This is a genomic window from Streptomyces sp. NPDC007971, assembly GCF_042958635.1.
GTDB lineage: Bacteria > Actinomycetota > Actinomycetes > Streptomycetales > Streptomycetaceae > Streptomyces.
This window is the reverse complement of the sequence record NZ_JBIBJK010000011.1, coordinates 38,419-59,726: the sequence shown is the minus strand read 5'-3', so window position 1 is coordinate 59,726 and position 21,308 is coordinate 38,419. Positions and strand designations below refer to the sequence as shown.

The window sequence follows — 21,308 nt, the reverse complement described above, 5'->3', positions numbered from 1 at the left end:
TTCGCGCACCGGCCACCAGAACTACCAGGCTGACAAAGTTCGGCCCCGTCTGCAGGCAGACGGGGCCGGTGAAACGCAGGTGCCGATCAGGCGGGAAGCACAACGACGAACCGCTGCGGCTCCTCGCCCTCGGACTCGCTGCGCAGTCCTGCGGCCTTGACCGCGTCGTGCACGACCTTGCGCTCGAAGGGGGTCATCGGCTTGAGCTTCACGGCCTCACCGCTGCTCTTGACCTCGGCGGCGGCCTTGGCCCCCAGCTCGGACAGCTCCGTCCGCTTCTTGGCCCGGTAGTCAGCGATGTCCAGCATCAGCCGGCTGCGATCGCCGGTCTCCCGGTGCACGGCCAGGCGGGTCAGCTCCTGAAGCGCCTCCAGCACCTCGCCGTCCCGGCCGACCAGCTTCTGGAGGTCGCGGGTGCCGCTGTCGCTGATGATCGACACAGAGGCTCGGTCGGCCTCGACGTCCATGTCGATGTCGCCGTCCAGGTCGGCGATGTCGAGCAGACCCTCCAGGTAGTCCGCCGCGATCTCGCCCTCCTGCTCAAGGCGAGTCAGGGTGTCTGCACCCTCGGCAGCGGCGGAGGTGGTGCCTTCCGTCACGGGATGGGCTCCTTCTTACTTCTTGGACGGGGACTTGGGCCGCTGCGGGCCACCCTTGCGCTGGCCTGACTGGGCCTTGCTGCGGGTGCCGGAGCCGGGCTTCTGGGGCTGCTTGGCAGCGGCGGGCTTGTCGTCCTGCGGCTCGTCGGACTTCTCCAGCGAGGTGGCCGCCGGCGTGTCCTCGCCCGCCTGCTTGGTCCCGCCGGACTGGCGCTGGGCCTTGCTCTGGCGCTTGGGCTGCTGGCGCCGGGCCGCGGCCGCCGTGGACGTCGTCGTACCGTCCTCGGTCTGCGACACGGCCTGGCTCTCGCCCGTCACCACGGTGCCGTCGGCCTGGGCCACGAGGCCCGCCTTGTTCAGTCCGTTGATGAACTTGCGCTCGAACTCGTTGCGGTCACGGCCCTTGGCGACGATCGCCTTGACGATGGTCTTCTCGCTCCGGCGACGGACCTTGCCGTGGTGCGTGACGTGCTTGGTGAGACGCTCCAGGTAGGCGGCCTGAGCCTTGGAACCCGGGGTCGGGTTGTTGTGGATGACGTACATCTGCTGGCCCATGGTCCACACGTTGGTGGTCAGCCAGTAGATGAGGACACCGACCGGGAAGTTGATACCGAAGACGGCGAACATGATGGGGAAGACGTACATCAGCATCTTCTGCTGCTGCATGAACGGCGTCTTCACCGTGGTGTCGACGTTCTTCGTCATCAGCTGACGCTGCGTGTAGAACTGCGACGCCGACATCATGACGATCATGACCACGGTCACGACCCGCACGTCGGTGACCGAGGCGCCCAGCGCATCGATGGTGCTGGCGCTGTCCTTGAACTTCGCGGCGAGCGGGGCCCCGAAGATGTGCGCCTTACGGGCGCTCTCCAGCAGCGACGCGTTGATGACGCCGATGGTCTGGCCCGACGCGATGCCGTTGAGCACGTGGTACAGGGCGAAGAAGAACGGGGACTGCGCCAGGATGGGAAGGCACGAGGAGAGCGGGTTGGTGCCCGACTCCTTGTACAGCTTCATCATCTCTTCGGACTGACGCTGCTTGTCGTTCTTGTAGCGCTCCTGGATCTTCTTCATCTCGGGCTGGAGCGTCTGCATGGCCCGGGTCGCCTTGATCTGCTTCACGAAGAGCGGGATCAGGCAGATGCGGATCAGAATCACGAGGGACACGATCGACAGGCCCCAGGCCCACCCGGTGTCGGGGCCGAAGATGGCGCCGTACACCGTGTGGAACTGGACGATGACCCAGGAGACAGGTGTCGTGATGAAGCTGAACAGGCTGGCAATCGTGTCCACTAATCATGCTCCTTGGGCATGGGACGAAGTCTCTGCGGCCGGGCTCGAAGGAAGCTCGTGACGAGTCCTCTCCTCGGTGGCCGGTTCGGCGGCGGAGGGCCCGCCCTTGCGTGCGCGCCAAGCGTTGCGCAGCATTTCGTGCCACCGCGGGCGCTTGCGCGGCGGAACATGGTCCACACCGCCGAGCGACCACGGATTGCACCGGAGGATGCGCCAGGCGGTGAGTGCCGTGCCCTTGATCGCACCGTGCCGGTCGATGGCCGTGTAGCCGTAGTGGGAGCACGACGGGTAGTACTTGCACACCGGCCCCAGCAACGGACTGATCGTCCACTGGTACAGCTTGATCAGAGCCAGCAGCGGGTACTTCATCGCGCGCCCCCTCCCAGTAGCCGCTCCAGGGCGGCATCCAGGTCTCGGGCCAGCTGTGCGTGGTCTGCGTCGCCCGCTCCGGGCAGCGCTCGTACGACTACCAGGCTACCGGGAGGAAACAGGGCGACTCGGTCACGCATCAGATGACGCAGTCTGCGCTTCACTGTGTTGCGCACGACCGCTCCACCCACAGCCTTGCTCACGACGAAACCCGCACGCGTCGGGGGAGCGCTCTCCCCAGGCGCGTGCGGGTCCGTGGCACCGCTACGAAGGTGGACGACGAGGGTCGGGCGGCCTGCCCGACGCCCCCGTCGTACCGCGGTCGCGAAGTCCTCGCGCCGCCTCAGCCGATGCTCGGTAGGCAGCACGACGTCATGACCTGATCAGGATCAGGCGGACAGGCTCGCGCGACCCTTGCTACGGCGGTTCGCGAGAATCGCGCGGCCGGCACGGGTACGCATCCGCAGGCGGAAGCCGTGGGTCTTCGCGCGACGACGGTTGTTCGGCTGGAAGGTGCGCTTGCTCACTCGGGGGCTCCAGAAAGAATCGGTAGTGGCGGGGTGCCGTCCTGGCTGTCACCGTGCGCCCACGAGTAGCTCGCGTCACGCCCGATTGCACCGCTTCCCGATCACCTGCAAGTGATCTGTGCCCATCGGAGGCAGGCGGCAGCAGCCATCGACAACTCGACCTGGTTACGGTACGCGGGGCTACGCCATCCGGTCAAACCGGGGGGCACGGAGAGACACTGTCCACAGGCTGGGGACAACAACTTGAACCGCACCCGCCGCCCTGACTACCGTGACTGAACTCCGATTCGTTCCCATATCCCCGCCCGACCCGATTTTCATCCCGACCCGTCCCCGAACCACACGTTCGTGGGACCTGCGAGAGAGCGTGCCCTGTGGCTGACGTACCTGCCGATCTTGCCGCAGTGTGGCCACGAGTTCTGGAGCACCTCCTCGGAGAAGGCCGCGGACAAGGCGTCGAGACGAAGGACGAGCGCTGGATCCGGCGCTGCCAGCCGCTCGCGCTCGTCGCGGACACCGCTCTGCTCGCCGTGCCGAACGAATTCGCGAAGGGCGTACTGGAGGGCCGTCTCGCGCCGATCGTCAGCGAGACCCTGAGCCGCGAGTGCGGACGCCCCATCCGCATCGCGATCACCGTGGACGACTCCGCGGGCGAGCCGCCGGCCCCCTCGGCGCCGCCCGTGCAGCAGCCGCAGTCCCGCTACGAGGAACCGCAGTCGCGCTACGAGGAGCCGGAGCCGCCGTCCGGACCGTACGAGGGCTACGGCCGGCACCGTGGCGGCGACCAGCACCCGGGCGGCGAACCGTCTTCCCGCGGGGACCAGCTGCCCACCGCCCGCCCCGCGTACCCGTCCGAGTACCAGCGCCCCGAGCCGGGTGCCTGGCCGCGGTCCGCACCGGACGAGTACAGCTGGCAGCAGCCGCGCCTCGGCTTCCCCGAGCGCGACCCGTACGCCTCGCCGCCGCAGGACACCTACGGCTCGCCGGGCCAGGACTACCGCACACCGGGCATGGACCGCCCGCCCTACGACCAGCAGCGCTCCGAGTACGACTCCCCGCGCCAGGACTACAAGTCCCCGCGGCCGGAGTACAACCGCTCCGACTACGACCGGCCCGACTACGACTCGCCGCGCTCCGAGTACGAACCGTCCCGGACCGAGTACGACCAGCGCGACCCCGTCCGCCGTGAACTGCCCGAGCCGCCCTCGGGTGTCGGCCCGGTGCACCGCGGCGGCCCCGGCCGCCCGGACCTGCCGTCGGCCCCCGGGGGCGGCGCGCCCGGTCCGTCGGCCGCAAAGCCCGCGCCGGCGAGCGGCCCCGGTGAGCCGACCGCGCGGCTGAACCCGAAGTACCTCTTCGACACGTTCGTCATCGGCGCCTCCAACCGGTTCGCGCACGCGGCCGCGGTGGCCGTGGCGGAGGCGCCGGCCAAGGCCTACAACCCCCTGTTCATCTACGGGGAGTCGGGGCTCGGCAAGACGCATCTGCTGCATGCGATCGGGCACTACGCGCGCAGCCTCTACCCGGGCACGCGCGTGCGGTACGTCAGCTCGGAGGAGTTCACCAACGAGTTCATCAACTCCATCCGCGACGGCAAGGGCGACAGCTTCCGCAAGCGCTACCGCGAGATGGACATCCTGCTCGTCGACGACATCCAGTTCCTCGCGGACAAGGAGTCGACGCAGGAGGAGTTCTTCCACACCTTCAACACGCTCCACAACGCGAACAAGCAGATCGTGCTCTCCAGCGACCGGCCGCCCAAGCAGCTGGTCACGCTGGAGGACCGGCTGCGGAACCGTTTCGAGTGGGGTCTGATCACCGACGTCCAGCCGCCCGAGCTGGAGACGCGCATCGCGATCCTGCGCAAGAAGGCGGTCCAGGAGCAGCTCAACGCCCCGCCGGAGGTACTGGAGTTCATCGCCTCCCGGATCTCGCGGAACATCCGTGAGCTGGAGGGCGCGCTGATCCGGGTGACGGCCTTCGCCTCGCTCAACCGGCAGCCGGTGGACCTGGGCCTGACCGAGATCGTCCTGAAGGACCTGATCCCGGGCGGCGAGGACAGCGCCCCGGAGATCACCGCGACGGCCATCATGGCCGCCACCGCCGACTACTTCGGGCTGACGGTGGAGGACCTGTGCGGCACCTCGCGCGGGCGCGCGCTGGTCACCGCCCGGCAGATCGCCATGTACCTGTGCCGCGAGCTGACGGATCTGTCCCTGCCGAAGATCGGCGCGCAGTTCGGCGGCCGCGACCACACGACCGTCATGCACGCCGACCGCAAGATCCGCGCGCTGATGGCCGAGCGCCGCTCGATCTACAACCAGGTGACCGAGCTGACGAACCGCATCAAGAACGGCTGACACCGGCCGCCGAACGGCACCGAGGGCGCCTCCGGGAGATCCCGGAGGCGCCCTTCGCGTTCGTGGCGGCCGCCGGCACCTGCCGCCGCGGCCCGCCCGGAGGCCCTCGGCAAGACCCCGTCCAAATGCTCGCCCCCCACCATGCCGACCTCTGGTGCCGACCTCTGGTGGGGACCCCGGGTGGCGACCTGCCGACCGCTCGTCCCCCGGCGCGTCCTCGCCCTGCCGGGCCACCCGCTGTCAAGAGCTCACCGGCCCTCGCCCCCGCCCGTCCCCACCCTGCACCCGCCCCGTTTTCCCCTCCGTCGCCGCCCCACTGCCCCCGTCCCCGCCCCACTGCCGTCCCGTGACCGCTCCGCAGCCGCCCCTCCCCGGCCACCCGGTGTTCGATTAAGTGCCTGGTTACGGCCACTCTCCACAGATTCGGTGACTTTCTTCCGTCCACATCCTGGGGACTGCGAAGTTGTCCCGAACTGCGTCCACAGGGAGTCCGGGGAAACAGCGTCCGCCCAGCTCAGCACCCTGTGGAATCGTGGACGAAGGATCTCCACAGACTGTGGACGAAGCAGAGATCCACAGGCTGTGCAAGAAGTTGTCCACGGGCAGCCCACAGGCTGGGGCCGGTTGTCCCCAGCGATGGCCGGCTTCTCCACATGGCTGTCCACTGTTCGGCAACCCGACGCACCCGCTCACCGCCGCGAGTGAAAGCCGTCACACGAAGGTGCCGGATTGGGGTGTGGGAAACGTGGGTAAACCTGGGGACGCAGCTGGGGAGAACTGCCCTCGGGCTGTGGGCGGCGTGTGCAGAACTTTCTGTTCTCCACAGAGACACCTGGTTGTCCACCGCCTCCACCCACAGGACCAGTGGACAAAATTCCGGCTCTGAGCTGGGAAAACGAGGTTATCCACGGTATCCACAGGCCCTACTACTACTCCCGACTAGAGAGAGCCTGGCAATCGCTTTGAAGCGGGGGCTGTGCACAACTCGCTCTCTCGAGCCCGGCTGCCCCTCGGAGCGACTTGACCCCGACAGGCACCTACTGTCAGTGCGGTGCGTCAGACTGGTCCCCGGTGTCCTTCCCTTCGCAGTGGGCGGTGACACCGAGTCGGAGGACTCAGTAGCAACAGCAGGAGGCGGCTTACCGTGAAGATCCGGGTGGAACGCGACGTACTCGCGGAGGCAGTGGCGTGGGCTGCACGCAGCCTCCCGGCCCGTCCGCCGGCCCCTGTCCTCGCCGGTCTCCTGTTGAAGGCCGAGGACGGCCAGCTGAGCCTGTCGAGCTTCGACTACGAGGTCTCCGCCCGTGTGAGCGTCGAGGCCGAGGTCGACGAGGAGGGCACGGTCCTCGTCTCCGGCCGCCTGCTCGCCGACATCTCCCGCGCCCTGCCCAACCGCCCGGTGGAGATTTCCACAGACGGTGTACGGGCGACCGTGGTCTGCGGCTCCTCGCGGTTCACACTCCACACCCTGCCTGTGGAGGAGTACCCGGCGCTGCCGCAGATGCCGAACGCGACCGGCACCGTCCCCGGCGAGGTCTTCGCGGCCGCCGTGTCCCAGGTGGCCATCGCCGCCGGGCGCGACGACACGCTGCCCGTCCTCACCGGTGTGCGCATCGAGATCGAGGGCGACACGGTCACCCTCGCCTCCACCGACCGCTACCGCTTCGCGGTCCGCGAGTTCCTGTGGAAGCCGGAGAACCCGGAGGCCTCCGCGGTCGCCCTGGTCCCGGCGAAGACGCTGCTGGACACCGCCAAGTCGCTCGGTGCGGGCGACACCGTCACGCTGGCGCTGTCCGGCTCCGGCGCGGGTGAGGGCCTGATCGGTTTCGAGGGCGCGGGCCGCCGCACGACCACGCGTCTGCTCGAGGGCGACCTGCCGAAGTACCGCACGCTGTTCCCGACCGAGTTCAACTCCATCGCCGTGATCGAGACCGCCCCCTTCGTGGAGGCCGTCAAGCGTGTGGCCCTGGTCGCCGAGCGCAACACCCCGGTGCGGCTGAGCTTCGAGCAGGGCGTGCTGATTCTGGAGGCCGGCTCCAGCGACGACGCACAGGCTGTGGAAAGGGTGGACGCGCAGCTGGAGGGCGACGACATCTCGATCGCCTTCAACCCGACCTTCCTGCTGGACGGTCTGAGCGCCATCGACTCCCCGGTGGCCCAGCTGTCGTTCACGACGTCCACCAAGCCCGCGCTGCTCAGCGGCAAGCCGGCGCTGGACGCGGAGGCGGACGAGGCCTACAAGTACCTGATCATGCCGGTGCGGCTGAGCGGCTGAACCCCCGCGCCGAGTACCGACAGATCGTCCACAGGTCGGTGGGAAACCATCCCGGCCTGTGGACAGAACCCGCAGGTGAGGGGCTACGTATGAGCGCGTATGCCCACAGCTGTGCGTGACGGTCCGGGGCTAGGCTCGGACCCGGGTACGCAGGTGCCCCACACGTCACACAGCAACCTAAGGAACACAACTGATGGAGCTCGGTCTCGTCGGCCTCGGCAAGATGGGCGGCAACATGCGCGAGCGGATCCGCCGCGCGGGCCACACCGTTCTCGGATACGACCGCAACGCGGACCTCGCGGACGTCCACAGCCTGGAAGAGCTTGTGGGCAAGCTGACAGGGCCCCGCGTGGTCTGGGTGATGGTCCCGGCCGGCGCGCCCACCCAGTCGACGATCGACGAGCTGGCCGAGCTGCTGGAGCCCGGTGACGTGGTCGTGGACGGCGGCAACTCCCGCTGGACGGACGACGAGAAGCACGCCGAGCAGCTGGCGGCCAAGGGCATAGGTTTCGTCGACTGCGGCGTCTCCGGCGGCGTCTGGGGCCTGGAGAACGGCTATGCGCTGATGTACGGCGGCGACGCCGAGCACGTTGCCGCGGTGCAGCCGGTCTTCGACGCGCTCAAGCCGGAGGGCGACTTCGGTGCGGTGCACGCCGGCAAGGTCGGCGCGGGCCACTTCGCCAAGATGGTCCACAACGGCATCGAGTACGCGATGATGCAGGCCTACGCCGAGGGCTGGGAGCTGCTGGAGAAGGTCGACTCCGTGGAGAACGTCCGCGAGGTCTTCCGCTCCTGGCAGGAGGGCACGGTCATCCGCTCCTGGCTGCTCGACCTCGCGGTGAACGCGCTGGACGAGGACGAGCACCTGGGCGGGCTGCGCGGTTATGCACAGGACTCCGGTGAGGGACGCTGGACTGTGGAAGCCGCCATCGACAACGCGGTGCCGCTTCCCGCGATCACCGCGTCGCTGTTCGCGCGGTTCGCCTCCCGCCAGGAGGACTCGCCGCAGATGAAGATGATCGCCGCGCTGCGCAACCAGTTCGGCGGTCACGCCGTGGAGAAGAAGTAGTCCACAGGGTCGCCCGAGCGATCCACAACCCGTCACTACTCTGGGGGAGGTCGGCGAAACGACCATGCACGTCACGCATCTTTCGCTGGCCGACTTCCGCTCGTACGCCCGGGTCGAGGTCCCGCTGGACCCGGGCGTCACCGCCTTCGTCGGCCCCAACGGGCAGGGCAAGACGAATCTGGTCGAGGCCGTCGGCTACCTGGCCACGCTCGGCAGCCACCGCGTGGCCTCCGACGCCCCCCTGGTCCGCATGGGCGCCGAGCGGGCCGTGATCCGGGCGCAGGTCAGACAGGGCGAGCGGCAGCAGCTGGTGGAGCTGGAAGTGAATCCCGGCAGGGCCAACCGTGCCCGGATCAACCGGTCCTCGCAGGTCAGGCCGAGGGACGTGCTGGGGATCGTACGGACCGTGCTGTTCGCGCCCGAGGATCTTGCGCTGGTCAAGGGCGATCCCGGTGAGCGGCGCCGGTTCCTGGACGAGCTGATCACGGCGCGTTCGCCGCGGATGGCGGGTGTGCGCTCCGACTACGAGCGCGTGCTCAAGCAGCGCAACACGCTCCTGAAGACCGCCGCCCTGGCTCGCCGGCACGGCGGGCGGAGGGGGGCGTCTGCCGAGCGGGCGGATTCGGGCCCGGGGACGGACCTGTCCACCCTCGACGTGTGGGACCAGCATCTGGCGCGGGCGGGCGCCGAGCTGCTCGCCCGGCGTCTGGACCTGATCGCGGCGCTCCAGCCGCTGGCCGACAAGGCGTACGAGCAGCTGGCCCCGGGCGGCGGTCCGGTCGCGCTGGAGTACAGGCCGTCGGCGCCCGGCGAGGCCCAGACGCGCGAGGATCTCTACGCCCAGCTCATGGAGGCCCTGGCCCAGGCGCGCAAGCAGGAGATCGAGCGGGGTGTGACCCTGGTGGGCCCGCACCGGGACGACCTGGTTCTCAAGCTCGGCGAGCTGCCCGCCAAGGGATACGCCTCCCACGGGGAGTCGTGGTCGTACGCGCTCGCGCTGCGCCTGGCCTCGTACGACCTGCTGCGTGCGGAGGGCAACGAGCCGGTGCTGATCCTCGACGACGTCTTCGCCGAACTGGACGCCCGCCGCCGTGAGCGGCTGGCCGAGCTGGTCGCGCCCGGCGAGCAGGTGCTGGTCACCGCCGCTGTGGACGACGACGTGCCGCATGTACTGGCCGGCGCCCGGTATGCGGTGGCCGAGGGCACGGTGGAGCGCGTATGAGCACCGACGACCCTGCTCCCAGGGACGCGAAGAGCCCGAAGGACGCGAAGAACCCGCGGAGCCCGAACAAGGCGGCGGAACCCTCCGGTGTCGACCTCGCGCGCGTGGCGTTGCGCGCCGCGAAGGAACAGGCACGCGCGCGGGGGGACGCGGCGCGGCAGAAGAAGCAGGCGCGGCGGGGCGGTGGCCTGCGTTCCGGCGCGCGGGCCGACGGGCGTGACCCGATGGCGCTGGGCGCCGCGATCAACCGGCTGCTCAACGAGCGTGGCTGGGAGACCCCGGCCGCGGTGGGCGGCGTGATGGGGCGCTGGCCGCAGATCGTCGGCGAGGACCTGGCCAAGCACTGTGTGCCGCAGAAGTACGACGAGGACGAGCGTGTGCTGTCCGTGCAGTGCGACTCGACGGCGTGGGCGACCCAGCTGCGCCTGCTCGCCCCGACGCTGGTCGCCCGCCTCAACGAGGACCTCGGGCACGGCACGGTCCGGCTGCTCAAGGTCAACGGCCCCGGCGGTCCCGCGCGGCGTTACGGCCCCTTGCGGGCTCCGGGGAGCACCGGTCCCGGCGACACCTACGGGTGACGTACCTCACGTCGTGGGGCTGCTGCGTGATGCCGACGCGCCCGTGGTCGTACCCCTGTGGGCAGGGGTGGAGCGCGACCTGACCCCCCAGTAGCCAAGGGTTGACAGCCCGAAGCGCTGAGTGGCGCTGTGAGCCGCTTGGAGCCCCCATCCGCATATCGGGACCCGGCGGAGACCGGTTGAGGGCGGCACATGCGGACTCAGGTACCTGCAAACCCCCATCACTGTCGGCGCTACCGGTAGACTGGAAGCCAATCCCGCCCCAATCGTGGGGACCGCCCGGGAAAAGCTGAGCAACGCTGATCAAGGCTTACCAACGCAACATGCCGCAGCCGCTCCGGCAACCCGCCGACGAGCCCGGCTCGTGCTGTGCCAGAAAGGGCGCTTCGTGGCCGATTCCGGCAACCCCAACGAGAACATCCCGTCCACCGACGCCGGCGTGAACGGCGAGGCCGCAGAGTCCGCCGCGGGCTCTGCGGCCTACGACGCCAGTGCCATCACCGTGCTCGAAGGGCTGGACGCGGTCCGCAAGCGGCCCGGCATGTACATCGGCTCCACGGGTGAGCGCGGTCTGCACCACCTGGTGTACGAGGTCGTCGACAACTCCGTCGACGAGGCGCTGGCCGGCTACGCGGACACCATCGACGTGACGATCCTCGCCGACGGCGGCGTGCGTGTCATCGACAACGGCCGTGGCATCCCGGTGGGCATCGTGCCCTCCGAGGGCAAGCCGGCCCTGGAGGTCGTGCTGACCGTGCTGCACGCGGGCGGCAAGTTCGGCGGCGCCGGCTACGCGGTCTCCGGCGGTCTGCACGGTGTCGGCGTCTCCGTCGTGAACGCCCTGTCCAGCAAGGTGTCGGTCGAGGTGAAGACCGATGGGCACCGCTGGACGCAGGACTACAAGATGGGCGTTCCGACGGCGCCGCTCGTCCAGCACGAGGCGACGGACGAGACGGGCACCTCGGTGACCTTCTGGGCCGACGGCGACATCTTCGAGACCACCGAGTACTCCTTCGAGACGCTGTCGCGGCGCTTCCAGGAGATGGCGTTCCTCAACAAGGGCCTGACCCTCAAGCTCACCGACGAGCGTGAGTCGGCGAAGGCCACCAGTGGCGCGGACGAGGCGGGCGCGGACGAGAAGGCCGAGGTCAAGTCGGTCACGTACCACTACGAGGGCGGCATCGTCGACTTCGTCAAGTACCTCAACTCCCGCAAGGGGGAGGCGGTCCACCCCACCGTGATCGACCTGGAGGCCGAGGACAAGGACAAGAGCCTGTCCCTCGAGGTCGCGATGCAGTGGAACAGCGGCTACAGCGAGGGTGTGTACTCGTTCGCCAACATCATCCACACCCATGAGGGCGGTACGCACGAAGAGGGCTTCCGGGCCGCGCTGACGTCGCTGATCAACAAGTACGCGCGCGACAAGAAGCTGCTGCGCGAGAAGGACGACAACCTCACCGGTGACGACATCCGTGAGGGTCTGACCGCGATCATCTCGGTGAAGCTGAGCGAGCCGCAGTTCGAGGGCCAGACGAAGACCAAGCTGGGCAACACGGAGGCCAAGACCTTCGTGCAGAAGGCGGTCTACGAGCACCTCAACGACTGGCTGGACCGCTACCCGGTCGAGGCGGCGGACATCGTCCGCAAGGGCATCCAGGCGGCCACGGCGCGCGTGGCGGCCCGCAAGGCCCGTGACCTGACCCGCCGCAAGGGCCTGCTGGAGACGGCGTCCCTGCCGGGCAAGCTGTCGGACTGCCAGTCCAACGACCCCACCAAGTGCGAGATCTTCATCGTCGAGGGTGACTCCGCCGGCGGTTCGGCCAAGTCCGGCCGCAACCCGCAGTACCAGGCGATCCTCCCGATCCGCGGCAAGATCCTCAACGTGGAGAAGGCCAGGATCGACAAGATCCTGCAGAACCAGGAGATCCAGGCGCTGATCTCGGCCTTCGGCACGGGTGTGCACGAGGACTTCGACATCGAGAAGCTCCGCTATCACAAGATCATCCTGATGGCGGACGCCGATGTCGACGGCCAGCACATCAACACCCTGCTGCTGACGTTCCTGTTCCGCTTCATGCGGCCGCTGGTCGAGGCCGGGCACGTGTTCCTGTCCCGTCCCCCGCTTTTCAAGATCAAGTGGGGCCGTGACGAGATCGAGTACGCGTACTCCGACCGCGAGCGCGACGCGCTGCTGGAGATGGGCCGCCAGCGCGGCAAGCGCGTCAAGGAGGACTCGATCCAGCGCTTCAAGGGTCTCGGCGAGATGAACGCCGAGGAGCTGCGCGTGACCACCATGGACCAGGAGCTGCGAGTCCTCGGCCAGGTCACCCTGGACGACGCCGCCCAGGCCGACGACCTGTTCTCGGTCCTGATGGGCGAGGACGTCGAGGCCCGCCGCGCGTTCATCCAGCGCAACGCCAAGGACGTCCGCTTCCTCGACATCTGAGTCGGTCTCAGCTGACCGCACCAGGAAGGATCTTCACCAGCAATGGCCGACGAGAACACTCCGCAGACCCCTGAGACCGAGGGCGGCGAGACCGTCCTGCGTGTCGAGCCCGTCGGGCTCGAGACGGAGATGCAGCGCTCGTACCTGGACTACGCGATGTCCGTCATCGTGTCCCGTGCGCTGCCCGACGTCCGGGACGGCCTCAAGCCCGTCCACCGCCGCGTGCTGTACGCGATGTACGACGGCGGCTACCGCCCCGAGCGCGGCTTCTACAAGTGCGCCCGTGTCGTCGGCGACGTCATGGGCAACTACCACCCGCACGGCGACTCCTCCATCTACGACGCGCTGGTGCGCCTCGCCCAGCCGTGGTCGATGCGGATGCCGCTGGTGGACTCCAACGGCAACTTCGGCTCCCCGGGCAACGACCCGGCAGCCGCCATGCGCTACACCGAGTGCAAGATGGCGCCGCTGTCGATGGAGATGGTCCGCGACATCGACGAGGAGACCGTCGACTTCACGGACAACTACGACGGCCGCTCCCAGGAGCCGACCGTCCTGCCCTCCCGCTTCCCCAACCTGCTGATCAACGGCTCGGCCGGTATCGCGGTCGGTATGGCCACCAACATTCCGCCGCACAACCTGCGCGAGGTGGCGGCCGGCGCCCAGTGGTACCTGGAGAACCCGGAGGCCTCGCACGAGGAGCTGCTGGACGCGCTCATCGAGCGGATCAAGGGCCCGGACTTCCCGACCGGCGCCCTGGTGGTGGGCCGCAAGGGCATCGAGGAGGCGTACCGCACCGGCCGCGGCTCGATCACCATGCGCGCGGTGGTCGAGGTCGAGGAGATCCAGAACCGCCAGTGCCTGGTGGTCACCGAGCTGCCGTACCAGACGAACCCGGACAACCTGGCGCAGAAGATTGCCGACCTGGTGAAGGACGGCAAGATCGGCGGCATCGCGGACGTCCGCGACGAGACGTCGTCCCGCACGGGCCAGCGTCTGGTGATCGTCCTCAAGCGGGACGCGGTCGCCAAGGTCGTCCTGAACAACCTGTACAAGCACACCGACCTGCAGTCGAACTTCGGCGCCAACATGCTGGCGCTGGTCGACGGGGTGCCGCGCACGCTCTCGCTGGACGCGTTCATCCGCCACTGGGTGACGCACCAGATCGAGGTCGTCGTCCGCCGGACCCGCTTCCGCCTGCGCAAGGCCGAGGAGCGCGCCCACATCCTGCGCGGTCTGCTGAAGGCCCTGGACGCCATCGACGAGGTCATCGCGCTGATCCGGCGCAGTGAGACCGTCGAGATCGCGCGCACCGGCCTGATGGGCCTGCTGGAGATCGACGAGATCCAGGCGAACGCCATCCTGGAGATGCAGCTGCGCCGTCTGGCCGCCCTGGAGCGCCAGAAGATCGTCCAGGAGCACGACGAGCTCCAGGCGAAGATCACCGAGTACAACGCGATCCTCGCCTCGCCGGTGCGCCAGCGCGGGATCGTCAGCGAGGAGCTGGCGGCGATCGTCGAGAAGTACGGCGACGACCGCAAGACCATGCTGGTGCCCTACGACGGCGACATGTCCATCGAGGACCTGATCGCCGAGGAGGACATCGTCGTCACGGTCACGCGCGGCGGCTACGTCAAGCGGACCAAGACGGACGACTACCGGGCGCAGAAGCGCGGCGGCAAGGGCGTGCGCGGCACGAAGCTGAAGGAAGACGACATCGTCGACCACTTCTTCGTCTCCACCACGCACCACTGGCTGCTGTTCTTCACCAACAAGGGCCGGGTCTACCGGGCGAAGGCGTACGAGCTGCCCGAGGTCGGCCGGGACGCGCGCGGCCAGCACGTGGCGAACCTGCTCGCCTTCCAGCCGGACGAGGCGATCGCCGAGATCCTCGCGATCCGCGACTACGAGGCGGCGCCGTACCTGGTGCTGGCCACCAAGTCCGGTCTGGTCAAGAAGACGCCTCTGAAGGATTACGATTCGCCCCGCTCCGGCGGCGTGATCGCGATCAATCTGCGCGAGCGTGAGGACGGATCCGACGACGAGCTGATCGGCGCCGAGCTGGTCTCGGCCGACGACGATCTCCTTCTGATCAGCAAGAAGGCACAGTCGATCAGGTTCACCGCCTCGGACGACACCCTGCGCCCGATGGGCCGGGCCACCTCCGGGGTCAAGGGGATGAGCTTCCGCGAGAGCGACGAACTTCTCTCGATGAATGTTGTTCGACCCGGTACGTTCGTGTTCACTGCGACGGACGGCGGGTACGCCAAGCGGACCGGCGTCGACGAGTACCGCGTCCAGGGTCGCGGCGGCCTCGGCATCAAGGCCGCCAAGATCGTGGAGGACCGTGGGTCTCTCGTCGGTGCACTGATTGTCGAGGAGAGCGACGAGATCCTCGCCATCACCCTGTCCGGCGGTGTGATTCGTACGCGAGTCAGCGAGGTCAGGGAGACGGGCCGTGACACCATGGGCGTCCAACTGATCAACCTGGGCAAGCGCGATGCCGTGGTCGGTATCGCACGTAACGCCGAGGCGGGGCGCGAGGCGGAGGAAGTCGACGGCGACGTGGCCGTGGACGAGGCCGCCGAGGGTGCCGCGACCACCGGCACGGACGAGGGTGAGGCGCCCTCGGCCGAGTAGGCACGAGGAGTGAGTCATCGTGAGCGGAGCCACGGGCGCCGGATCGGCCGGTACCTCCACGGGTACGGAAACGGGCGGCGGCGGCCGTGGCTCGGCCGCGAGCGCCAGGGGTGCGAGTGACCCGCACACGACCCAGCTGCGCAAGATCGACGCGGGCAAGGACGGCTCGCCCTCGCCCGAGACGCATGGATCCCAGGGGGGAACTGTGACGGACACCCGCGGTGCGCACACCCAGCCGGGCCCGGCCGAGGGGCAGGCCTCGCCGCTGCCCGGGGAGCGGCGCGCCGAGCAGCCCGCCGGGCCCTACCACCCGCCGCAGGCCTATCCGGCGCAGACACCGTCCGGCGCCGTGCGCCGGCCGCGCACCGGTGCGAAGACGGCACCGCGCACCCGCAAGGCCCGGCTGCGGGTCGCCAAGGCCGATCCGTGGTCGGTGATGAAGGTCAGTTTCCTGCTCTCCATCGCGCTCGGCATCTGCACGATCGTCGCCTCGGCGGTGCTGTGGATGGTCATGGACGCGATGGGCGTGTTCTCGACGGTCGGCGGCACCATCTCGGAGGCGACCGGCTCCAACGAGGCGAACGGCTTCGACCTGCAGGCCTATCTCTCCCTGCCGCACGTGCTGACGTTCACGTCGATCATCGCGGTGATCGACGTCGTCCTCGCGACGGCGCTCGCCACGCTCGGCGCGTTCATCTACAACCTGTCCGCGGGCTTCGTGGGCGGCATCGAGCTGACGCTGGCCGAGGACGAGTGATCCCACCTGCCGCCCTGTGCTGACGGTGCCCCGACAACCGATTTTGGGACTGCCCCCCTCGTGCGCTAATCTTCAGGAGTCAGCGCGCGGGACACACCCCACAGCGCGGCGGGGCTATAGCTCAGTTGGTTAGAGCGCATCCCTGATAAGGATGAGGCCACAGGTTCAAATCCTGTTAGCCCCACAGAACGAAGACCCCCAGTCCATCGTGACTGGGGGTCTTCGGCGTTCATGGCCGACGCCGGCCGGTGCGGTGCGAGGGCTGGTCCGGGCGGCCCGTCGGTGACCGGCAGCACGGCCACGACGTCGCGACGGTTCTTCGAACGCCAAGAGCCGGACCGGGCCTTGTCCGATCATGGCCGGGACCAGGTCTTCCGTCCCCCGCAGGGACTCCGTGTGCAGGGACTCCGTGTGCAGGGATTCCGTAGGCGGGGATTCCGCTTCACGGCACGAAAAAAGGCCCGATCGCTGGCGACGGGGGATGCACCAGCGATCGGGCTATGGCCAAGGGTAACAAGGATGTGGGGGCTTGGGGGAGGCAACGGAACGTTTTGGCGGGGTAGTTGGCCGATCTTGATCGGTCAGCGGGGGCACGGAGGGTCGTACGACAGGCGGGTCAGGTACTCGTGCCACTTCTGCGGGGTCAGTACGTTGCGGGTGACCGAGCAGATGTGGCGGATGGCCTCGTCGGCGTTCAGCGGCCACAGACGGACCGTGTCCGCGCCGCTCGACACCCCGAGCACACGGCTGTTGGGGCTGAAGGACAGGAAGTTGCCGGTCTTGGCGTACGGGCTCATCGACTGGCCGATGGGTTTGGCCGAGGAGGGACGGGTGACGTTCCAGAGCCGGATCGTGTTGTCGTCGCCGCCGCTCGCCAGGGTCCGGCCGTCCGCGGTGAACGTCAGGGAGGTGACCGCCTCGGTGTGGCCGGTCAGGGGCGAGCCGAGCGCGGTCGCCGCCCGGGGATCGGTGACGTCCCACAGCCGTACGGTGTCGTCGTCGCTGCCACTGACGAGGGTGTGCCCGTCAGGGCTGTAGGCGAGGGCGTTGACCGGGGCGGAGTGCTCGGTGAGCGGCTTGCCGAGCGGGGTGACGCGGGCGGGTTCGGTGACGTTCCACAGCCGGATGGTGCGGTCCGCGCTGCCGCTGGCGAGGGTGTGCCCGTCCGGGCTGAAGGCGAGGGCGTTGATGTAGCCCCGGTGCCCGGACAGCAGTGTGCCGAGCGGGACGGCTCGGGCGGGGTCGGTGACGTTCCACAGCCGGATGGTGTGGTCGCCGTAGACGGTGGCCAGGGTCCGTCCGTCCGGGCCGTACGCCAGCGCGTGCGTGCCCGCGAAGCGGGTGCGCAGGGCGAGGGGCGGTCCGGCGAGCACCGGACGGGCCGGGTCGCTCACGTTCCACAGCGACAGCCTCGCCTTCCCGTTCAGGACGGCGAGGGTACGGCCGTCGGGGGAGAAGACGATCGAACGCTGGCCGCCGTCGGCCTCCATGAACGGCCTGCCCATCTCCACGGGCCGGCCGGGCGCCGCCGCGTTCCACAGCCGGATCCTGCCGTCGCGGGCGGCCGTGGCGAGCACCTTGCCGTCCGGCCGGAACGCGCCGCTGCGGCCGGTCATGTCCCCCGTCGGGATCGACCACAGACGGACCTTGCTGTCGCCGCTGCCGGTGGCGAGGGTGCGCCCGTCGGGGCTGAACCCCAGGGCGTACATCTCGCCGCTGCTGCCCGTGAGCGGCTCGCCGACCTGGGAGGCGGACGTGGGATCGGTGACGTTCCACAGGCTCGCCGTGCTGTCCGCGCTGGCGGCGGCGAGCCGTCTGCCGTCGGGGCTGAAGGCCACGGACCAGATGGGACCGGTGTGCCCCGTCAGGGGCGAGCCGAGCGGTGCCGCGCGCGTCGGGTCGGCCACGTTCCACAGCCGGATGGTGTCGTCCGCGCTGCCGCTGGCCAGGGTGCGCCCGTCGGGGCTGAACGCCACCGAGTGCACGAGGTCCGTGTGGCCGGTCAGCACCGAGTGCAGGGGTGCGGGGTGGCGCGGGTCGGCCGTGTTCCACAGCCGGATGGTGTTGTCGTCGCCGCCCGCCGCGAGGGTGCGTCCGTCGGGGCTGAACGCCACGCAGCGCACCGCGGCGGTGTGGCCGTCCAGCGTGGCGATCGGCTTCGGCCGGTGCGGGTCGGCCACGTTCCACAGGCGCACGGTGCGGTCCTCGCTCGCGGAGGCCAGGGTGCGCCCGTCCGGGCTGAAGGCGACCAGGTAGATCGTGCCCGTGTGGCCGGTCAGCGGTGAGCCGATCGGGGACGGGTGGGCGGGATCGGTGACGTCCCACAGCCGGATCGTGCCGTCGTCGCCCGCGCTGGCCAGGGTGTGGCCGTCCGGGCTGAAGACCGCGCTGCTCACCCAGCTCGTGTGGCCGGTCAGGGGCCTGCCCAGGGGCCTCGGATGCCCGCGGTCGGCCACGTTCCACAGCCGGACGGTGCGGTCGTAGCTGGCCGTGGCCAGGGTCTTGCCGTCGGGGCTGAAGGAGGTGAGGTAGACGGCGCCGGTGTGGCCGAGCAGCGGGGTGGCCAGCGGGGCGTTGACGATCGAGATCAGGCGGCTGTACGTCCCCTCGTCGTCCGGGCGCAGATCGTGGGCCACCAGATCGAGCTGGGCGGCCAGCGACGGGTCCGTGCGCTGGGCCCGGTCCGCCTCCGCGAGCACCTGTTCGAACAGGGCGTCGTCCCGCTGCTGCCACGCGACCACCGCAGAACCCGCGGCCAGCAGGGCCAGCACCACCAGCGCCGCCACCGCGGCGCGGCTGATCAGGACCGTGCGCCTGCGCAGCCGGACCGAGGCGGCCAGGAACTGCACCGCACTGCGGGTCAGATAGGTGTCCCCGGCGGACTTCGCCCAGCTGCGGGCCTGCTCCAGGCGCGAGCCGCGGTACAGGAGCGAGTTGTCCCGGGCCGAGTCCTCCCAGGCCCGGCCGTCCTCCTCCAGGCGCTGGCGCAGCAGGTGGTCGTTGCGGTTGTCGTCGATCCAGTGGCGCAGCCGGGGCCAGGCGTGCAGCAGCGCCTCGTGGGTGATCTCCACGGTCTCCGCGTCGAGGGTCACCAGACGGGCGCGCACCAGGGTTTCCAGGGACTCCTCGGTCTTGCCGGGGTCTGACGACTCCTGCGCCAGCTGGCGGCGCGTGCCCCGCCTGCGCGTGGCCTGGGTGTCCTCGCCCAGCCGGACCAGACGCAGCAGGAGCAGCCGGGCGGCCGTGCGGGCGGCGGGGTCGAGGCTGGACCAGGCGCGTTCGGCGGTTGCCGCCACCGCGCCCTGGATGCCGCCCGCCGCGCGGTAGCCGGCCAGCGTCAGCCGGCCGGCCTTGCGGCGCTGCCAGGTGGCCAGCAGGGCGTGCGAGAGCAGCGGGAGCACTCCGGCGTCGTGCGTCCCACGCGGGCCGTCGGCGCTCACCTCTCGCACGATCAGCTCGGCCAGCCCCGGTTCCAGCTCCAGGCCCACGGCCTTGGCGGGGCCGGTCACCGCCTCGCGCAGCTCCGCGGTGGTCAGCGGCCCGAGCACCATGTGCCGGTGCTGGAGCGCGTCGGCCAGCTCGGGATAGCCGAGGCACTGCTCGTAGAAGTCGGCGCGGATGCCGAGGACGACCAGCACGGGGGCGGGACCGTCCGAGTCGGCGGCCGGGGTGCAGGCCGCGTGCAGGAACTGCAGGAAGGTGCGTCGGCCGGCCTCGTCGGTACAGAGGGTGAACGTCTCCTCGAACTGGTCCACGATGAGGACCGGCCGGGCGGTGGGGACGGAATCGCCGGCCGGGGCGGAGCCGAGGGCCTGGGCGGAATCGGCGGTCGGGGCGGAGCCGGTCGCCGGAGAGGTGGCGGTGGCCGGGGAGAGGGGGGCGGCAGGTGCCGGTTCGGTGCCCGGGGGTACGTCCGCCGGTGTCCCGGTCGTCGGGAGGGCCGCGCCGGGGGAGGTCTCGTCCGCCTCCGGACCGCCGGAGGACTCCCCGGTGGACGGCTGCCCGGCCCCGGCCCCCGCCCGCCGTGCCCATACGGTGACGGCCTCCCGCACCCCGCGGGCGAAGTGCGCGGCGTCCGACCCCGGTGCCGAGTGGTTCTGGGCCGCTTCCTCCTCGGCCCTGCGGGCCGCGGCGGCCAGCCAGGTGAGTTCCGGGATCCGGCGGGTCAGCTCGCCCAGCGGATCGGCGCCCGGCACCAGTTGCAGCACGGCGCTCGGCCGGTTGTTCCCGTCCCCGAGGGCACCGTCCTGCACCGCGGGCACCAGCCCGGCGTTCAGCAGCGACGACTTCCCGGCGCCCGAGGCGCCGACGAGCATGATCAGCCCGCCCGTCTTCTCCGCGGCCCGCAGCTGGGTGACGAGGGCGTCCGTGCTCCGCTCCCGCCCGAAGAACCACCGGGCGTCCTCCTCGCGGTACGGAGCCAGCCCCCGGTACGGGCACACACCGCCCGCGACCGGCGGAGCCTCGGCCGCCGGCGGCCGCTCCTCCTCGGCGGGCACCGCCGGGCGCTCGCCGGCCGGATCGGCCACCGCGCGCTCCCACAGACGCTGCCACTGCGCGAGGTCGTACAGGCCGGCGGAGACCGGAACGGTCCGCAGACGGCGTGCCTCGGGGATCAGGATGTGCAGGACGGCCGCGAGGGCGGCGAACTGGGCGGGCACGTTCTTGGCCCGCCGCCAGTCGCTGATGCGCTGGGCGGACACCCGCACGGGACGGCCGCGCTCGTCCATCCGCTGCAGCCGTACGACCGCCTCGGAGACGCTCTTCAGAGGAGGATTTCCGGCCTCCTTGTACAGCAGTGCGAGGCGCTCGGCGAAAGCTGTGCGTGCCCCTGAGTCGGAACCCAAGGTCCCACCCCTTACTTCCCCCCGCATCTCGACGTCCGGACCGGAAAACTCACCCTATACGGCTGACCTGCGGATAAGCCCGGGACCGGAGACGGGAATCTCCCCCTCCGGGGCGACAGGTGGCAGGATCACGTCCCGGTAGCGAGCCCGTCACACGGCGTCCGGACAGGCCACCGGCCGGGTGCCCGGAAGAGGGCGGGTGGCGCCGAACGTTCTCGGACAACTTCCGCCGACGACATCGAAGACGTCGCAGACGCCGACGACATCGCAGAGACGAGGGCCGGGACGGACAGCGGCGACGGGTGACCGGACCGGCAACGGGA

The 21,308-nt window shown here is 69.9% G+C and carries 14 protein-coding genes and 1 tRNA gene; 9 read left to right on the top strand and 6 right to left on the bottom strand.

All coding sequences use genetic code 11. From position 1 onward, the window contains the following. Positions 1–86: 86 nt before the first annotated feature. Genes ACFZCP_RS23600 through rpmH form a run of 5 tightly spaced genes read right to left on the bottom strand, consistent with a single transcriptional unit; the run spans position 87 to position 2,791 of the window. Positions 87–599 (bottom strand): R3H domain-containing nucleic acid-binding protein, encoded by a 513-nt coding sequence (locus ACFZCP_RS23600; protein ID WP_391429666.1) that lies wholly within the window; start codon positions 597–599, stop codon positions 87–89. Between the two features lie 15 nt (positions 600–614). Beyond that, on the bottom strand, positions 615–1,895 hold the full coding sequence (yidC, locus tag ACFZCP_RS23595; RefSeq protein WP_362688687.1) for a membrane protein insertase YidC: 1,281 nt from the start codon (positions 1,893–1,895) through the stop codon (positions 615–617). 3 nt (positions 1,896–1,898) lie between these two features. Continuing rightward, positions 1,899–2,264, bottom strand: coding sequence for a membrane protein insertion efficiency factor YidD (gene yidD, locus ACFZCP_RS23590; protein ID WP_362688690.1), 366 nt, complete (start codon positions 2,262–2,264; stop codon positions 1,899–1,901). Then, positions 2,261–2,632, bottom strand: a complete 372-nt coding sequence (gene rnpA / locus ACFZCP_RS23585; RefSeq protein WP_361117256.1) for a ribonuclease P protein component — start codon at positions 2,630–2,632, stop codon at positions 2,261–2,263. The genes yidD and rnpA overlap by 4 nt, the downstream gene beginning before the upstream one ends. A gap of 21 nt (positions 2,633–2,653) precedes the next feature. After that, on the bottom strand, positions 2,654–2,791 hold the full coding sequence (gene rpmH / locus ACFZCP_RS23580; protein ID WP_005482975.1) for a 50S ribosomal protein L34: 138 nt from the start codon (positions 2,789–2,791) through the stop codon (positions 2,654–2,656). A gap of 374 nt (positions 2,792–3,165) precedes the next feature. Between rpmH and dnaA the strand changes: the two genes are divergently transcribed. From dnaA to ACFZCP_RS23535, 9 genes are all read left to right on the top strand, one after another. Continuing rightward, a complete protein-coding gene (gene dnaA, locus ACFZCP_RS23575) occupies positions 3,166–5,151 on the top strand; it encodes a chromosomal replication initiator protein DnaA (protein ID WP_391429662.1) in 1,986 nt (661 codons plus the stop codon). Between the two features lie 1,144 nt (positions 5,152–6,295). Then, entirely contained in the window at positions 6,296–7,426 is a 1,131-nt protein-coding gene (gene dnaN, locus ACFZCP_RS23570) for a DNA polymerase III subunit beta (protein WP_391429660.1), read from the top strand. A 193-nt stretch (positions 7,427–7,619) separates the two neighbouring features. Continuing rightward, positions 7,620–8,495: a phosphogluconate dehydrogenase (NAD(+)-dependent, decarboxylating) gene (gnd, locus tag ACFZCP_RS23565; RefSeq protein WP_391429658.1), complete on the top strand. Its 876-nt coding sequence runs from the start codon at positions 7,620–7,622 to the stop codon at positions 8,493–8,495. A gap of 64 nt (positions 8,496–8,559) precedes the next feature. After that, positions 8,560–9,717, top strand: a complete 1,158-nt coding sequence (gene recF / locus ACFZCP_RS23560; RefSeq protein ID WP_391429656.1) for a DNA replication/repair protein RecF — start codon at positions 8,560–8,562, stop codon at positions 9,715–9,717. Then, the gene (locus ACFZCP_RS23555; protein WP_391429653.1) at positions 9,714–10,295 is read left to right on the top strand and encodes a DciA family protein; all 582 of its coding nucleotides are present in this window, start codon (positions 9,714–9,716) and stop codon (positions 10,293–10,295) included. The genes recF and ACFZCP_RS23555 overlap by 4 nt, the downstream gene beginning before the upstream one ends. A gap of 364 nt (positions 10,296–10,659) precedes the next feature. Then, a complete protein-coding gene (gyrB, locus tag ACFZCP_RS23550; protein WP_391429651.1) occupies positions 10,660–12,741 on the top strand; it encodes a DNA topoisomerase (ATP-hydrolyzing) subunit B in 2,082 nt (693 codons plus the stop codon). A gap of 42 nt (positions 12,742–12,783) precedes the next feature. Further along, positions 12,784–15,381, top strand: coding sequence for a DNA gyrase subunit A (gyrA, locus tag ACFZCP_RS23545; protein WP_391429649.1), 2,598 nt, complete (start codon positions 12,784–12,786; stop codon positions 15,379–15,381). A gap of 19 nt (positions 15,382–15,400) precedes the next feature. Continuing rightward, positions 15,401–16,138, top strand: coding sequence for a DUF3566 domain-containing protein (locus ACFZCP_RS23540; RefSeq protein WP_391429647.1), 738 nt, complete (start codon positions 15,401–15,403; stop codon positions 16,136–16,138). 110 nt (positions 16,139–16,248) lie between these two features. After that, a tRNA-Ile gene (locus tag ACFZCP_RS23535) sits at positions 16,249–16,322 on the top strand. A gap of 397 nt (positions 16,323–16,719) precedes the next feature. Here the strand turns inward: ACFZCP_RS23535 and ACFZCP_RS23530 are convergent. Beyond that, on the bottom strand, positions 16,720–21,012 hold the full coding sequence (locus ACFZCP_RS23530; RefSeq protein ID WP_391429645.1) for a hypothetical protein: 4,293 nt from the start codon (positions 21,010–21,012) through the stop codon (positions 16,720–16,722). Positions 21,013–21,308 lie beyond the last annotated feature (296 nt).